General features: G+C 66.7%; 8 protein-coding genes. 5 read left to right on the plus strand and 3 right to left on the minus strand.

What is annotated here, in order from left to right:
* The first annotated feature begins 222 nt into the window (after positions 1-222).
* Positions 223-2,247 (plus strand): EAL domain-containing protein, encoded by a 2,025-nt coding sequence (locus FAZ98_RS20780; RefSeq protein ID WP_158953319.1) that lies wholly within the window; start codon positions 223-225, stop codon positions 2,245-2,247.
* 28 nt (positions 2,248-2,275) lie between these two features.
* Here FAZ98_RS20780 and FAZ98_RS20785 read toward each other — a convergent pair whose 3' ends face one another.
* The 3 genes from FAZ98_RS20785 to FAZ98_RS20795 are packed head-to-tail and all read right to left on the minus strand — an operon-like array spanning position 2,276 to position 6,638.
* Entirely contained in the window at positions 2,276-3,589 is a 1,314-nt protein-coding gene (locus FAZ98_RS20785; protein WP_158953321.1) for an MFS transporter, read from the minus strand.
* Positions 3,590-3,647: 58 nt separating this feature from the next.
* A complete protein-coding gene (locus FAZ98_RS20790) occupies positions 3,648-4,877 on the minus strand; it encodes a CaiB/BaiF CoA transferase family protein (RefSeq protein WP_158953323.1) in 1,230 nt (409 codons plus the stop codon).
* Between the two features lie 9 nt (positions 4,878-4,886).
* Entirely contained in the window at positions 4,887-6,638 is a 1,752-nt protein-coding gene (locus FAZ98_RS20795) for an acyl-CoA dehydrogenase family protein (protein ID WP_158953325.1), read from the minus strand.
* Between the two features lie 156 nt (positions 6,639-6,794).
* Between FAZ98_RS20795 and FAZ98_RS20800 the strand changes: the two genes are divergently transcribed.
* From FAZ98_RS20800 to pbpC, 4 genes are all read left to right on the plus strand, one after another.
* On the plus strand, positions 6,795-7,676 hold the full coding sequence (locus tag FAZ98_RS20800; protein ID WP_158953327.1) for a LysR family transcriptional regulator: 882 nt from the start codon (positions 6,795-6,797) through the stop codon (positions 7,674-7,676).
* Between the two features lie 129 nt (positions 7,677-7,805).
* On the plus strand, positions 7,806-8,240 hold the full coding sequence (locus tag FAZ98_RS20805) for a hypothetical protein (RefSeq protein ID WP_158953329.1): 435 nt from the start codon (positions 7,806-7,808) through the stop codon (positions 8,238-8,240).
* A gap of 30 nt (positions 8,241-8,270) precedes the next feature.
* Positions 8,271-14,282, plus strand: a complete 6,012-nt coding sequence (locus FAZ98_RS20810) for an MG2 domain-containing protein (protein WP_158953331.1) — start codon at positions 8,271-8,273, stop codon at positions 14,280-14,282.
* 33 nt (positions 14,283-14,315) lie between these two features.
* The gene (gene pbpC, locus FAZ98_RS20815) at positions 14,316-16,709 is read left to right on the plus strand and encodes a penicillin-binding protein 1C (RefSeq protein WP_158953333.1); all 2,394 of its coding nucleotides are present in this window, start codon (positions 14,316-14,318) and stop codon (positions 16,707-16,709) included.
* Positions 16,710-16,738: the final 29 nt, after the last annotated feature.

Consider the following 16,738-nt stretch of genomic DNA (forward strand, 5'->3'; position numbering starts at 1 on the left):
CGCTTTTTTGTCGTTTTAGTCTCATTCTTTCGCGCCAACGCGGTCTTGCGTACGGAAGGCGCTCGCCGATGACGTATGATCTCGGCGCGAGCGAGCCAAAAAGCATAGTCGTAACGCGATCCAGGCGGCCGCCAGCAAATCCATAGAAAACGAATGGCCGGGGAATCTGGCGCGGGTCGGCGAACGCCGCTGCGCCAGAGCGGGGACTAAAAGGCTCAAATAATGAAAACGCTGATCGGGGTACTGCATGACCATGCGGCCCTCGTGGTGCAGAAGTTCTACGAAGAACTCGCGCGCCTGCCCAAATCCCGCCGCATTCTGGAAATGCTCGCCGGCGACGAACTCGCGAATCTGAAGACGCGCCAGATCGAGAATCTCCTCGCGCTCGCCGATCCCAACCTCAGTCCCCTCGAGCACGCCGAGATGGCGCAGCGCATCGGCCGCATTCACGCGATCGTCGGGCTCGACAAGGAAGAACTGGTGCGCAGCCGCAGCGTGCTGCAGGAATTGCTCTACGCGCAGATCGAAAGCGTGGTGAGCAACGAATCGCTCGCGCTCTACGCGCGCCGCCTGACGTCCGACCTGGCGTGGCAATTGAAGGCGTATCAAGACGTGCAGGATTCCCAGCAGGAAGCGCTGCTGCGCATCACGCGGCTCGTGTGGGAAGCCGGCAGCTACACGAATTTCATCGATCAGGTGATCGAGACGCTGGCCGGGCACGACGAGATCACGGCGTGCGTGATCGGCCGGCCGGACGCGTCGGGCATCTTTCACTTCGAGGCGGGCGCGGGCGGCAAGGCCGCGGGCGGCCTGCTCGGCGTGCTGGCGGCGCACGATCAGATCGTGAGCGTACGCGCCGATCATCCGCACGGGCAAGGCGCCGTCGGGCGCGCCTGGCGCAGCGGCAAGCCCGAGCGCGTCGTCAACTTTCAGACCGATCCGCTCGTCGCGCTGTGGCGCGAAATCGCGGCCAACGAGGGCGTGCGTTCCCTCGTGGCGGTTCCGCTCGCCGCGCCCGGCCAGCCGCCGCTCGCGTTGCTGATTCTGTACAGCGAGTTTCCGGGCGGCTTTGTCGGGACCGATCAGGTCGCATTTGTCGAATTGCTGCAAACGCTGCTCGGCTGCGCGGCGTCGCGTATCCAGACGCACGACGGCATGAGCGCCGCCGTGCCGGTGAGCGTGCGCCAGCATTGGGCCGCGCTCGTGCGCGTGGGCGCGCTGGAGATGCACTATCAGCCGCTGCTCAATCTGGCGACGGGCACGGTGAGCAAGGTGGAGGCGCTCGCGCGGCTGCGCGACGGCGAGCGTCTGCTCGCGCCCGACGAGTTTCTCTCCGCGCTGTCGTCCGACGACCTGCTCGCGCTGTTCACGCGCGGCCTCGATCTCGCGCTGAGCGACCGGTTGCGCTGGCGCGCGCGCGGCCGCGTGCTGGACATCTCGATCAACCTGCCGCCCGCCGCGCTCAACGACATCCGCTATTACGACGCGCTGCGCGGCGCGCTCGACGCGCACGATTGCCCGGCCGCGTGCCTGACGCTCGAAGTGCTGGAGAACGAATCGTTGACGCTGAGCCAGGGGCAGCGCGCGATTCTGGAGAAGTTCTGCGCGCTCGGCGTGCTGCTCGCGCAGGACGACCTCGGCTCGGGGCACAGCGGTCTCACGCGGCTGCGCGAACTGCCGTTCGACTGGATCAAGCTCGACCGCGAACTCGTGCAGGTGAGCGGCGACGAAGCGCTCAACACGCTGCGCGTGATCTATCAGCTCACGCGGCTCGGGCATTCGCTCGGCCAATTCGTGCTGGCCGAAGGTATCGACTCGCTCGATCTGCTCAACGCGCTCGCCGTGCTCGGCGTGGACGGCGCCCAGGGCTATGTGATCGCCCGGCCGATGGAGGGCGCGCGCCTGCTCGCGTGGCTCGACGGCATGCCGGTGTTCGCCAGCGGCGGCGAGCACAGCCTGCTCGCGCGGCTCGCGCGCTTCGTGATCTGGGAGGAGCGCATGCTGATGATCGCCGCGATTCCCGACGCCGCGCAGAATCTGCTGGCCGCGCTGGCGAGCGGCGGCCCGAGCGCGGCGCTCGCGCAATCGTTGATGAGCTTCGGCGAAATCTTGCCGCCCAGCGCCCAGCGCGAGGCGTTGCATCGCGAGATCGTCGGGGCGCTGTTCGCGCAAGGGCGCGAGAGCGAGGCGTGGCGCGTGGCCGTCATGACGCTGATGGCGGCGATCGGGGCGACGGCGCGGGCTTGAGCCGCGCCGCCGAAGCGTGGCCTGGCGCTTATTCGGCCACCGCCATGCCCACGTCGTCCGTTTTCGCCGCGTGCTGGCGCCGTTGCAGCACGGCGATGCACAGCAGCGAGATGCCGGCCAATGCACTATAGAACATCGCCAGCGGCCACCACTGGCCCGGGAAGTGATGCGCGAGCAGCGTGCCGACGAGCGGCGTCAAACCGCCCGCGAGCGCCGCGCAGCACTGGTAGGAAATCGAAATGGCCGAGTAGCGCACCCGCACCGGGAACGCGTTCGTCATGAAGCCCGCCATCACCGCATACGAACTGCACATGCACATCACCGCGATGGCGATGCCCACGACGATCGCCACCGGCTTGCCGGTGGCAACCAGCACGAACATCGGATAGGGCGAGATCGTCGCGAGCGCGGCGGCGAGCACGAGAAAGCGCCCCGCGCCCACGCGCTGCGCGAACCAGCCCGAGAACAGCTGCGTGAACAGCTGGATGAACGCCACGACGAACAGGCAGTCGAGAATCAGCCCGCGATCGAGGCCGAGCGTTTGCGTCGTGTAATTCAGCATGAACGTGTTGACGAACCACGCGCCCGCCACGCCAATCACGTTCGCGCCCAGGCACAGCAGCACGGCGCGCCACGAATCGCGCAGCACCTCGACGATCGGCATCGCGGCGGTGCGCCGTTGTGTCTTGAGCGCCTCGAATTCCGGCGACTCGCCCACGCCCGAGCGAATCAGCAAGCCCACCACGAGCAGCACCGCGCTCGCGAGGAACGGCAGGCGCCAGCCCCACGCATAGAGCGCGTCCTTGTCCAGATGCGCGACGCTGCGAAACGCCAGCAGCGCGAGAATCAGCCCGGCGGGACTGCCGAGCTGCGCGAACGAAGCGAGGAACGTGCGCTTGTCCTTCGGTGCGTGCTCGCCCGCCATCAGCACCGCGCCGCCCCATTCGCCGCCGATGGCCACGCCCTGCGCCACGCGCAGCAGCACGAGCAGCGCGGGCGCGAGCGCGCCGGCGCTCGCGTAGGTCGGCAGGAAGCCGATGCCCACGGTGCCCACGCCCATGATCGAAAGCGTGGCGACGAGTGCCTTCTTGCGGCCGATGCGGTCGCCGAGATGCCCGAACACGAGACCGCCGAACGGGCGCGCGAAAAAGCCCACGGCGAAGGTGCCGAACGACGCGAGCGTACTGTAGAACGGTTCGTTCGACGGGAAGAACAGCTTGCCGAAGATCAGCGCCGAGGCCGTGGCGTAGATGTAGAAGTCGTACCACTCGATGGTGGTGCCGAAGAAGGCGGCCAGCGAGGCGCGCGCGGGCTGGCGGGCGAGTTGGGCGTGGCGATTCATGCGTGTCTCCTGAAGCGGGTTGAGCCGGCTCGGGCCGGTCTATGTTCCGTTGACGTGGTTAGTTCTGCACGATTTCCGTTGCTTCGGGTTCCTTGACAATGCCGGATTCGAACAGGCGTTGCTGCGTGTGCGCGTCGATACCCAGTGCGTCGAGCACGGCGCGCGTGTCGGCCCCGAGCGCGGGCGGAAGCGTGCGGTAGGTGGGCGGGGTGCGCGAGAGTTTCACGGGCGCGCCAGTGCCGCGATAGCCGTTCATTTCGACGATCATGCCGCGATGCCGCGTATGCGGATGCGCCGCCACGGCATCGACGGTCTGCACCGGACCGCAGGGCACGCCCGCCTGGATCAGGTCGCGCGCGAGCGGCTCGCAGTCGTGCGCTTCGAGCCGCGCTTCGAGCGCCGCCTTGAGTTCGGGACGATGCGCGCAGCGGCTGCGGTTGTCGGCGAAACGCGCGTCGCTCGCGAGTTCGGGCACGCCCAGATGCGCGCACAGCTTTGCGAACTGGCGGTCGTTGCCCACGGCGAGAAAGATGGGCGCCGTGCGCGTGGCGTAGCTGTCGTAAGGCGCGATGTTCGGGTGCGCGTTGCCGCTGCGCTGCGGCGTGCGGCCGTTGCCGAAGTAGTTCGGCAGATGCGGATGCAGCAGCGACACGCCGCAGTCGTAGAGCGCGATGTCCACCGACTGGCCGAGGCCGCTTTTCTCGCGCTCGGCCAGCGCGAGCAGAATGCCCGCGAGCGCGTTGAGCCCCGTGACCATGTCGACGATCGGCAAGCCCACGCGCAACGCGGGGCCGTCGCGTTCGCCGTTTACGCTCATGAGGCCCGCCATCGCCTGGATCGCGGCGTCGTAACCGGGCAAGCCGCCGAGCGGGCCGTCGGCGCCGAAACCCGAAATCGCGCAGTGAATCAGGCGCGGAAAACGCGGCCGCAGATCGCGTTCGTAATCCATGCCCCAGCGCGCGAGCGTGCCGGGCTTGAAGTTTTCGACCAGCACGTCCGCGCCTTCGAGCAGTTGCCAGAGCAGCGCGCGGCCTTCGCCGCGCGACAGATCGACGGCAATACCCTGCTTGTTGCGGTTCACGCCCACGTAATACGAGGCCGTTTCGCCCACGAACGGCGGCCCCCAGCCGCGCGTTTCGTCGCCGTCGGGCGGTTCGAGCTTGATGACCTGCGCGCCGTGATCGGCGAGCGCCTGCGTGCAGTACGGGCCGCCCAGCACGCGGCTCAGATCGAGTACGCGCAAACCGTGCAGCGCGCCATGTACCTGGGAAACCGAATTAATCGACATGATGGGACCTCACTGCGCGGGCATCAGCGCAACGGCGTCGGCGAGCGTGATGCTTCGCTCGTCGACGATCGCGCGCAGCGTGGCCGCATGCGCGTCGCGTTCGTCGAGCGCCAGCGGATCGCGCGGCAGCAGCTTGTGCTGCACGATCAGGTTAGCGAGCGCGAGACGCCGGTAGTCGCTCTGGATCGCGGCCGCCTCGCAGGCCATGAACGCGGCCGTGGTGGCGTGATACAGCGCGCTCGCGGCCTGGCGCACGGACTCGTCGCGGCCGCATTCGGCCACGCTCACGAGCGCCGCGCCCGCGCGGTCGAACACGTCGCGCAGCAGTGCCACGTTTTGCGCGGGCAGGCCGCTGGCCGCGAGTTCGGCATTCACGTATTGCGCGAGCGCGTCGAGCGCGCCTTCGCGTTTCGCCGCGCGCGCCACGTCGAGCGCGACGATATTGCTCGTGCCTTCCCAGATCGAGCCCAGATGCGCGTCGCGCACGAGACGCGGGTCGCTCCATTCCTCGATATAGCCCACGCCGCCGCGCACTTCCATCGCGTCGCCGGTCACGCGGCGCGCGTCGCGGCAGGCGCGGAACTTGATGAGCGGCGTGAGGATACGCACGCATTTCGCGGCCGGCGCGTCGCCTTGATCGGCGCGCGGGAGCAGCGTGGCGATGCGCATGAACAGCGAGCGCGCCTGCTCGGCGGGCAGCATCATCTTGAGCAACTGGCGCTGCATGAGCGGCATGTCGACGAGCTTGCGCCCGAATGCCTCGCGGTGGCGCGCCACGTGCAGCGCCTCGGTGACGGCGCGGCGCATGAGACCCGCCGCGCGCACGCCGTTCGACAGCCGCGACATGTTGATCATGTCCGCCATCTGGTGAAAGCCGCGCCCGACTTCGCCGATCAGATAGGCCTGCGCGCCTTCGAGCACGATCTCGCCGCTCGCCATCGAGCGGCTGCCGAGCTTGTCTTTGAGGCGCACGATGCGGTAGGTGTTGCGCGAGCCGTCGGCAAGCGTTTTCGGCAGCAGGAACAGCGCGAGGCCCTTGATGCCGGGCGGCGCGTCGTCGGGGCGCGCGAGCACCATGGCGAGATCGGCGTCGGCGTTCGAGCAGAACCATTTGTCGCCGTGCAACTGCCAGACGTCCTCGCCTTGCGCGTTGCGCGTGCGCACGGCGCGCGTGGCGATGCGCGCGACGTCGGAGCCCGCGGCCTGCTCGGTCATGAACATCGCGCCTTGAAACAGCGTGTCGAAGTCCTGCGAGGCGAGCATTGGCAGATAGCGCGCGACGAGTTCCGGCGTGCCGAACTTGCGCAGCGTGCGCGTGAGCGAGTCGGTCATGCTCACGGGGCAGCACAAGCCGAATTCGGCCTGCACGAACAGATAGGTGAGCGCGTATTTCACGAGCGGCGCGCTCGCGTGTTCGCGATGGCTCATCGCGGCGAGGCCGAGTTCGGCGTAGGCGACGCGTTCGAGCGCCACGTAGTCGGGATGCTTTTCGATGCTCTGGATCGCTTCGCCGCGGCGCGTGCGCGGCGCGAGCACGGGCGGATGCTTGTCGGCGACGGAGGCGAGCGCGTCGAGTTCGTCCGACGCGCGCAAGCCCAGCTCGGTCAGTTGCGCTTCGATCGCGCGGAAGGCGTCGTCGCCGAGATAGCTGCGCAGCAGGGGCGCGAAGCCGGGATCGCTGGTGTAGAAGTTGATGCCGCGGCTGTCGGGAATGTTGTCCGCGCCGTTGAGTGGCGTGGCGAAGGCGGGCCGGTCGCTCATCGAGGTGTCTCCATCGGATTGCTGTTTTGCCGCCGCTGTCACGGCGAGTTCGACACAGCTTAGGCGCGGCTTCGATAACGGTCCAATACAACCGATGTCATGTACGATAAGCGTTATCTATCGATAAATCGCGGACATCGCGCGGGAGACGACGCCGTGGAACTCAAGCAATTGCGCTATTTCGTGGCCGTGGCCGAGGAGTTGCATTTCGGCCGCGCGGCGCGCCGGCTCTTCATCTCGCAGCCCGCGCTGAGCTTCGACATCCGCAAGTTCGAGGAGCAACTGGGCGTGCAGTTGCTCGAACGCACCAACAAGGCGGTCGCGCTCACGAACGCGGGCAACGTGCTGCTCGAAGAGGCGCGCCGGCTGCTCGAACAGGCCGACGAAGTGCGGCGTATCGCGGCCCGTTCGGCGCATGGGCTGGCGGGGCGTTTGCGCATCGGCTTCGTCAACTCGATGCTGTATCGCGGCTTGCCGGAAGCGGTGCGCCGTTTCGAAGCCGATCATCCGGCCGTGGAGGTCGTGCTGCGCGAGATGAACACGGCGGAACAGATGCACGCGTTGCAGCGCTTGCAGATCGATCTGGGCTTCGCGCACTGGGGACGTTTTCCCGCCGAGGTGCAAACCGAGGTGCTGGTTTCCGAGCCCTTCCTGTGCTGTTTGCCCGCCGCGCATCCGTTCGCGCGCAAGCGGCGCATCGAACTCGCGACGCTCGCTCGCGAACCGTTCATTCTGTTTCCGCGTTCGGTCTCGCCGCATTATCACGATCAAATCATCGCGACCTGCGTGGAAGCCGGCTTCAGTCCGCAGATCCGTCACGAGGCGCGGCTCTGGCAGACCGTGGTGACGATGGTGGAGTTCGGCATGGGCATCGCGCTCGTGCCCGCCGCGCTGGGACGTGTGGGGAGCGAGCGTGTGGTGTTCCGGCCGCTGCTGAGCAATCCTTATGAATCGCAGGTGCTGAAACTCGTGAGGGCGGGCGAGGGGAACGCGTTGGCGCAGGGGTTTGTGGGGTATTTGCCGATGCCGGGAAAATGAACGCAAGTCAGGAAAACTTGATGATGCACAAGCTTCGGATTGATACGATTGCCGCGTCTCTATCGGTTGGGTAAATATGCACGACTCGGCCAGCGAGGCCGGCGCGTGACGACGGAGAAGAATAAATAGATGAGAGGCGCTATTTTATCGGGCGGAAATTGCGAGTTGTTTAATTTGAAAATCGACGTGGGCGATTTTCAATTCACTCGGCATGGAAAAATGCACGGCCGGACCTCGCTATCGACGGTCGATACGAGTCGGTATAATCGCCGTCGCGTGCGGGCGGCCATGTCGTGCGCTCGCGCTCCTTGTCTGCGGGATGCGATTTTCATCGTTCCCGTGCGCGTCCGGATTTTCGGCATCGTGGATTGCCGGTTATTCCACGGAAATGTGTCGAATGAAAGTAGATGTTCAATTCGGGAGGCCAACGTCGGGCCGTTCGTGAATTGGCGTGATTCGCCGCGGGAGAGATCGCTCGCCGCGCGCAGTCGTTGTGATATCGACGGATTAAAACGCTGCATCGCGCAGAGTTTTCTGCGCGACGCCTCCAACGCATTGTCGTAGTGATTTTCAGCTAGCGCACGACCGACCATCATGGATCTGCTCCGCTTCCTGCTTCTGCTCCCGTTTCGCACGATTGCACGGGTTTTCCGGCTGCTCGGGCGCCTGTTGCGGCCGCTGGTCGGCGGCGTGTCCTGGACGGCGCCTGCGTGGCCCGGTTATGCCGCGGAACACGTACGTCGCAGGCCGGGGCGGACGGTGGGCGTGGCGGTGGTCGCGCTCGCGGCGGCCTACGGCATTTACTGGTACCAGCATCGGCCGAAAGCGCCGGAGCCCGATCGGGTCACCTTCCGCGTGAATGCGCCACCGGTCACCACCTATAGCGACGACGACAGTGGCAAGCCGCAAACGATCGTGCATCCGCTCGAGGTGGCGTTCTCGAAGTCGGCCGCGCCGCTCGCGCTCGTGGGCAAGGCCGTAACGCAGGGCATCGAGATGCAACCGGCGTTGAAGGGCGCGTGGGTCTGGACCGACGACCATACGCTGCAATTCACGCCCGCCGCCGACTGGCCGGTTGGTGCGCACGTGGCGGTGCGTTTCGCGGTTCGCGAGGCGTTTGCGCCGCAGGTGACGATGGCCGACGACCGCTTCGCGTTCGACGTGCCGGCATTCGCCGCGCAATTCGGCTCGAACGCGTTCTATCAAGACCCGCGGAATGCGGCGTTGAAGCAGGCGATCATGGAGATCCGCTTCAACTATCCGGTCGATCCGGCCACGTTCGAGCAGCGTCTCGGTTTCGCGCTGGTCGGCCGCGACGGCAAGGCGACGACGCCGCTGCGCTACACGGTCAGCTACGACACGCACAAGTTGACCGCGTGGGTGCGGTCCCAGCCGCTCGAGGTGCCGCGCGATCCGCTTTCGGCGCGGCTGGACCTCGACAAGGGCGTGCGCAGCGCGCGTGGCGGAGACGGCACGGCGGCGCCGCTGCGCGCCGAGGTCGCGGTGCCGGGTTTATACAGTCTCACGCTCAGCGACATCTCGCCCACGCTCGTGGACGGCGACCATTACGAGCCCGAGCAAGTGCTCGTGGCGCAATTGTCCGACGCCGTGCGCGCCGAAGACATCGCGGCGCACGCCAGGGCCTGGGTCCTGCCCAAACGCAAAGCGGGCGTCGAGCAGGCCGACGACGATCCGCCGTACGCGTGGAACGTGGATGACGTGAGCGATGCCGTGCTCAAGCAGTCCACGCCGCTGCCCCTCGGCGTGACGCCGACCGAAACGGATTCAGCCGCGCTGCAGAGCTTCAAGTATCACGCCACGCCCGGCGCGCGGATCTATGTGCGCGTTGACGCGGGCCTCAAATCGGCGGGCGGCTATCTGCTCGCCGCACCGGTCACGCGCACGCTCACGGTGCCCGACTATCCCAAGCTGCTGCGTTTCGTCGCCGACGGCTCGTTGCTGTCGTTGAGCGGCGATAAGCGGATTTCGATCGTCTCGAGAAATCTGCCGGGCATGAAGGTCGAGATCGGCCGCGTGCTGCCGGAGCAGCTTCAGCATCTGGTCAGTTTCAATCGGGGCACCTACGCCAGGCCGGAGTTGTCGTACAGCTTCAGCGAAGACCATATCGTCGAGCATTTCGAGATCAAGCGGGCGTTCCCTTCGGCGGACCCCGGCAAGGCGCGCTATGACGGCGTCGATCTCGGTCAGTATCTGAAGAACGGCAAGCGCGGTGTCTTTCTGATTCATCTGTCGAGCTACGATCCGGCCGCCGACAAGAAAAAGGCGAGCGACGGCAACGAAGACAGTTCCGCCAGTTCGGGCGACGGCGACGGCAACCAGCAGGACAATGCCGACAGTCAAAGCAGTTCGGACGATGCCGGCAGTGGCGACGATGCGAATGCCGACAATTCGAACACCCGCGACACGCGCCTGATCGTCGTGACGGATCTCGGGATGCTCGTCAAGCGCGCGCTCGACGGCAGTCAGGACGTGTTCGTCCAGTCGATCCGTACCGGCAGACCGGTGGCGGGCGCAAAGGTGTCGGTGCTCGCGGTCAATGGCCAGCCGCTCTTCACGCAGTCGACCGACGTTGACGGCGTCGCGCATTTCCCGACCCTGAAGGGACTCGAGCGCGAGAAACGTCCTGAGCTGTACGTCGTGTCGAAAGACGGCGATCTTTCGTTTTTGCCCGTCTCGGGCAGCGATCGCCAGCTCGATTTTTCGCGCTTCGATGTGGGTGGCGAACCCAATGCGACGAGCCGCGGACAACTGTCGGCGTGGCTCTTCTCCGATCGTGGACTGTACCGGCCGGGCGATCTGCTGCACATCGGCATGATCGTGCGCGCGGCGGACTGGTCGCGCAGCCCGGCAGGCGTGCCGCTGCAGGCGGAGATCGTCGATCCGCGCGGTATCACGGTCGAACGGCGTTCGCTGGCCGTCGATTCGAACGGCTTCACATCGCTCGACTACACGCCGGCCGAAACCGCGCCAACCGGCACGTGGACGGCCAACCTGTATATCGTCAAAGACGGGCGGCCGGGCGACACGCCTATCGGCAGTGTGACGGTGCAGGTGAAGGAGTTCATGCCCGACCGCATGAAGGTCGACGCGCGGTTGTCGCAGCAAGTCGCCGAAGGTTGGGTCAAGCCCGCGCAACTGAAGGGGATCGTCGACGCGCAAAACCTGTTCGGCACGCCGGCGGAGGACCGGCGCGTCGAGGCCACGCTGACCTTGCGGCCCGCGTGGCCGTCGTTCCGCAGTTGGTCCGACTATCATTTCTTCAGCGCGCATCGCGCGAAAGAGGACTACACGAGCACGCTGCAGGACGGCAAAACCGACGCGCGAGGTCACGCGGAGTTCGATCTCGACCTGCAGAAGTACGAAGACGCGACCTACCAGCTTTATTTCCAGGCCAAGGCTTACGAAGCGGACGGCGGCCGCAGCGTCGCCGCGAATGCGCAGACGCTCGTGTCGAACAACGACTGGCTCGTGGGCTACAAGTCGGCGGACAGTCTCGGCTACGTGATGCGCGGCAGTCCCCGTAGCGTCCGCCTCGTCGCGATCGATCCGCACGCAAAGGCGATCGCGGTGAGCGGGCTGCGCGCGCAGCTTGTCGAGGAACGCTATGTCTCGGTGCTGACCAAACAGGATTCGGGCGCGTACAAGTACGACTCGAGGCTGAAAGAGGTGCCGCTCGACGAGCAGCCGCTTTCGATCGCCGCGGCCGGCACTGTCTTTCCGTTGCGTACCGACCGGCCCGGGAACTACGCACTCGTGATTCATGGTCCCGATGGCGCGGAAGTCAACCGGATCGACTATTCGGTGGCGGGCGACGCGAATGTCTCGCGCTCGCTCGACCGCAACGCCGAATTGCAACTCACGCTGAGCAAGCACGACTACAAGCCGGGCGAGCCGATCGAAATCGCGATACGCGCGCCGTATGCGGGCAGTGGCCTGATCACCATCGAGCGCGACAAGGTGTACGCGCACGCGTGGTTCCATGCGAACACGACCAGTTCGATCCAGCACATCACGGTGCCTGCCGGCTTCGAAGGCAGCGGGTACATCAACGTGCAGTACATTCGCGATCCCTCGTCGGACGAGGTGTTCATGAGCCCGTTGAGCTACGGCGTCGTGCCGTTCTCCGTGAACCTCGACGCGCGCCGCAATGCGCTGACCGTCGACGCGCCGGCGCTCGTGAAGCCGGGCGAGACGGCGACCTTCACCGTGCATTCGCCGCGGCCCGGGAAACTGGTGCTGTTCGCCGTCGACGAGGGCATTCTGCAGGTCGCGCACTACAAGCTCGGCGACCCGTTGAAGTACTTCTTCCGCAAGCGGACGCTCGAAGTGGGCACCTCGCAGATCCTCGACCTGATCCTGCCCGACTTCGGCAAGCTGATGTCGATGGCCGCGCCGGGCGGCGACGCCGACGACGCCATCGGGCGGCAGCTCAATCCGTTCAAGCGCAAGCATGACAAGCCCGTGGTGTTCTGGTCGGGCATCGTCGACGCGCATGGCGACTCGCGATTCAGCTACCGCGTGCCCGATTATTTCAACGGCAAAATGCGCGTCATGGCCGTGTCCGTTTCGCCGGATCTCATCGGCACGGCGTCCAGCGAGACCACGGTGCGCGGCGACTTCGTCCTCTCTCCGAATACGCCGACGACACTCGCGCCGGGCGACGAGGCGGAGATCAGCGTCGGCATTGCGAACAATCTGACCGGCGTGGACAACAAGCCGGTGCCCGTGTCCGTCACGCTGACCGGCAGCCCGCAACTGGACGTCGTCGGTGCGGCCACGCAGAGCATCGCGCTCGCGCCGCTGCACGAAGGCGTCGCGCTGTTCCGCGTGAAAGCCACCGGCGTACTCGGCGACGGCGCGCTGTCGTTCGGCGCGCGCTACGGCGACAAATCGGCCGCGCAGCATGCCGACGTGTCGGTGCGGCCGGCCGCGCCATTCCGCACGCAACTCGGGTTCGCGCAACTCGCGCCGGGAAAGAAGGCAAGCGTGCCCGAACTGCGCACGATGTACGACGCGTATGCCGCCCGTGACGCGAGTATTTCGACCGCGCCGGTCGTTTTGTCGGAAGGGTTGGCGTCGTATCTCGTCAATTTCGAGCATGACTGCAGCGAGCAACTCGTGAGCGCCATGGTGCCGCGCCTGTTCGCCGCGAAGTGGTTGTCGGCGCGCGCGCTGACGAGCCCCACGCGAACGCAGTTCGCGGCCGAGGGCACGACGGGCGCGGACATGACCCGGCAGTTCTTCGAGCTGCTGCGCAGCCGGCAGAATGCGCAGGGCGGGTTCGGGCTCTGGACCGCCACGCAGGACGCCGATCCGTTCGTCTCGGTCTACGCGATGCACGTGCTGATCGACGCAGGCGAGCGCGGCGTCGCCGTGCCGCCCGACATGCTGGATGCCGGCAATCAGTACCTGCAAAAGCTGGCGGCGAACGACGCGCTCGACACGCTCGACCTGCTGCGGCAGCGTGCGTACGCGGTCTATCTGCTGACGCGCGAGGGCAATGTGACGACCAACAGTCTCGCGGCCGTCCAGAAGCGGTTGCAGAGCGCGTATCCGAACCAGTGGAAGGACGACCTGGCGGCGGCGTGGCTGGCGGCGTCCTATCAATTGCTGAAGCAGGACAAGGAGGCCGCCGCCTTGATCGCCGGGCCGCAGAAGCTGCTGGAGCGCGCCGCGCCGCGCGACGAATCGTTTGGCTTCGGCTATTTCATCGATCCGCTCACGCGCGATGCGACCACCCTGTACCTGATCGCGAAGCATTTCCCGGACCGTATCGCGAAGCTGTCGCCGCGTGCCGTGGCCAACATCGTGACGCCGCTCGAACAGGACCGCTTCAACACGCTGTCTTCGTCGATGACGATTCTCGCGCTCACGGCCTACTCGAGCGCGACGGCGGGCAGTCTCGACCAACTCGCGATCAACGAGGTGCTCGCCAACGGCACGTCGAAGGACGTGTCGACGGTGCAGGCCGGCTTGATGAAGTCGGCCACATGGAGTTCGAACGCCACGCGCGTCGATTTCATCAACGGCAGCGCGCTGCCCGCGTGGTGGATCGCGAGCCAGTCGGGCTACGATCGCGGCAATGCCGCGAAAACGATCCGCAACGGCCTCGAAATCGTGCGCGAGTACACCGATACGAGCGGCAAGCCCCTCGGCAAGATCACGCCCGGCGAGGAGATCGACGTGCATCTGAAAATTCGCGCCACCGGCAATACGAGTGTCGGCAACGTCGCCATCGTGGATCTGCTGCCGGGTGGCTTCGATCCGGTGCTCACGCCGCCGCCGTCCAGCGACGCCGACAGCAGCGATGCCGCGTCGAGCGACGCGAGCACGGCGCCGCCACCGTGGCATTCGCCGATCGGCGTCGCGGGGTCGAGCTGGCAGCCCGCCTATGTGGACGTGCGCGAGGACCGCGTCGTGATCTACGGCACCGCGACGACCGACGTGCGCGAGTTCGTGTACCGCATCAAGGCGAGTAACGCGGGCCGCTTCGTCGTGCCGCCAGCCTATGGCGAGTCAATGTACGACCGGCGCGTGCAGGCGCAAGCGCCCGGGGGCGCGGCGCTGACCGTCGTGCGTCCGTGATCGGGCGCACCGTGCGCGGGAAGGCGGCGACACATGGCGGCTGAGAGCGTGCCGCGCTCTGTGCTGCGCGCGCTCGCGCGGTGGGTGCAGCGCTGGCAGAACGGGATTGCCGGCGTACTGCTGGTCGCCGCGTTGCTCGCCGGCTGCCGTCTGTGGCCGCATCCGTCGCTGCGCGACTGGAAGCCTGCGTCGACGGCCGTGCTGGACGCGAACGGCCGGCTTCTGCGTCTCACGCTCGCGAAGGACGACCGCTACCGGTTGTGGGTGCCGCTCGGCCGGATGTCGCCGCAGCTCGTCGACGCCGTGTTGCTGCACGAGGACCGCTGGTTCTACTGGCACCCGGGCTTCAACCTCTACGGGCTCGCGCGCGGCGCGTGGGTAACGTATGTGCGCGGCGGCAATCCGCAGGGCGGCTCCACGATCACCATGCAGCTCGCCCGTTCGCTCTGGCCGCTCAACACCCGCACGCCGCTGGGCAAGCTCAGGCAAATCGGCCGCGCGCTGCAACTCGAACTGTTCTACTCGAAGCAACAGATTCTCGAGGCCTATCTGAACGACGCGCCGTATGGACGTAACGTGGAAGGCGCGGGCACCGCGAGCCTCGTGTACTTCGACAAGGCCGCCGATGCCCTCACGCTGCCCGAGGCGCTGGCGCTCGCCGTCGTTCCGCAGGATCCGGCGCGGCGCGTGCGGGGCACCCAGGCGCAGATCAACCAGGCGCTCACGGTGGCGCGCAACCGGCTCTACGCGCGCTGGGCGGCGCAACATCCTGCCGATACCGCGCTTGCCGCGCTCTTCGAATTGCCGCTGCAACTCCGGCCGCTTTCGGCGTTGCCGTTTTCCGCACCGCATGCCGTCGATCAGGTGCTGGCTTCGCGCGAGCCGCAGCGCCGCGATGCAGGCGACCGCGACGCGCGGCTCGTTACGACGATCGATCTCGACCTGCAGCGCGCGCTCGAGCGGCAGATCGATCGCTATGTCACGCGCAACGACCGTCAGGGGATTCGCAACGCCGCCGCGATTCTCGTCGACACGCGGGACATGGGCGTCAAGGCGCTCGTCGGCTCGGCGAACTTCTTCGATCGCTCGATCCAGGGGCAAGTGAACGGCACGCTTGCGCGGCGCTCACCGGGCTCGACGCTCAAGCCGTTCATCTACGCGCTCGGCTTCGATCAGGGTGTGCTGCATCCGCAAACCATACTGCGCGACGTGCCGACGTCGTTCGGTCCGTACGCGCCGGAGAATTTCGACGGCCGCTTTCTCGGCCCCATCACCGCGACCGACGCGCTGAACCGCAGCCGTAACGTCCCCGCCGTGTGGACCGCATCGCAACTTCAGCATCCGGATCTCTATGAGTTTCTGCGCAACGCGGACGTCCGGCTCGCCGCGAGCGAGCAGCACTACGGGCTCGCGCTGGTGCTCGGCGGCGGAGAGGTGACGATGCAGGAGCTTGCGAGGCTCTACGCGATGCTCGCGAACGGCGGCGTGCTTCGGCCGCTGCGGCTGCGCGCCGACTCGCCGGAGTTGCCCGGCAAGCGGCTGCTGAGCGCCGAGGCGAGCTTCATGACGATGGACATCCTGCGCCAGCACGTGCGCCCCGACGAGACGAGCTATGCGCAGCCGTCGCGTTTGCCGGTGTACTGGAAAACCGGCACGTCCTGGTCGTTCCGCGACGCGTGGACGGCCGGCGTGTTCGGTCCGTACGTACTCGTCGTCTGGGTGGGCAATTTCGACAACTCCAGCAACACGGCGTTCGTCGGCGTGGATGCGGCCGCGCCGCTGTTCTTCCAGATCGTCGATTCGGTGGCGGCGCAGCGCACGGTGGCCGAGCCCGCCCGCCCGGTGCCCGCCGGGCTGAAGCGCGTCCCCATTTGTCTTGCGAGCGGCAATCTACCGAACCCGTGGTGTCCGCAACTGGGCTGGACCTGGTTCATTCCCGGCAAGTCGCCGATCCGGGTGAGCACGCTGCACCGGCCCGTCGTGATCGACAACGCCACGGGGCAGGCGGCTTGCCCGCCCTATGACAGCGGGCGTACGCATACCGAGGTTTTCGAATTCTGGCCATCCGATCTGCGCCAGGTGTTCGCGCAGGCCGGTATCGCAGTGCGCCGGCCGCCGCAGAATCGCGCTTGTCGCGACGCCGGCCAGATCGTGGGCGAACCGCCGCGGATCGGCTCGCCGCTGCGCGGCAGTCGCTACGCGATGCGGGTGAAGGACGTGGGCGGCACGCGCATCGCCTTCACGGCAACCGCCGACGCCAGCACGCAACGGCTCTACTGGTTCGTCAACGACGCGTACGTGGGCACGAGTGCGCCCAGCGGCACGCTCTTCTGGCAACCGTCGACCACCGGCACGTACAGCGTGCGCGTGGTCGACGATCATGGCCGTAGCAACGAACGCACGCTGAGCGTCGATCTCGTTCAGTGACCGGCGAGTGCCTCCGCAACGTGAAGCAC

This window comes from Paraburkholderia acidisoli (genome assembly GCF_009789675.1).
Lineage (GTDB): Bacteria > Pseudomonadota > Gammaproteobacteria > Burkholderiales > Burkholderiaceae > Paraburkholderia > Paraburkholderia acidisoli.

What these genes read in the sequence shown, in the direction of transcription:
- FAZ98_RS20790 (WP_158953323.1), bottom strand. Translation starts at nt 4,877, where the DNA reads ATGTCGATTAATTCGGTTTCCCAGGTACATGGCGCGCTGCACGGTTTG.
- pbpC (WP_158953333.1), top strand. Translation starts at nt 14,316, where the DNA reads ATGGCGGCTGAGAGCGTGCCGCGCTCTGTGCTGCGCGCGCTCGCGCGG.
- FAZ98_RS20805 (WP_158953329.1), top strand. Translation starts at nt 7,806, where the DNA reads ATGAGAGGCGCTATTTTATCGGGCGGAAATTGCGAGTTGTTTAATTTG.
- FAZ98_RS20795 (WP_158953325.1), bottom strand. Translation starts at nt 6,638, where the DNA reads ATGAGCGACCGGCCCGCCTTCGCCACGCCACTCAACGGCGCGGACAAC.
- FAZ98_RS20810 (WP_158953331.1), top strand. Translation starts at nt 8,271, where the DNA reads ATGGATCTGCTCCGCTTCCTGCTTCTGCTCCCGTTTCGCACGATTGCA.
- FAZ98_RS20780 (WP_158953319.1), top strand. Translation starts at nt 223, where the DNA reads ATGAAAACGCTGATCGGGGTACTGCATGACCATGCGGCCCTCGTGGTG.
- FAZ98_RS20785 (WP_158953321.1), bottom strand. Translation starts at nt 3,589, where the DNA reads ATGAATCGCCACGCCCAACTCGCCCGCCAGCCCGCGCGCGCCTCGCTG.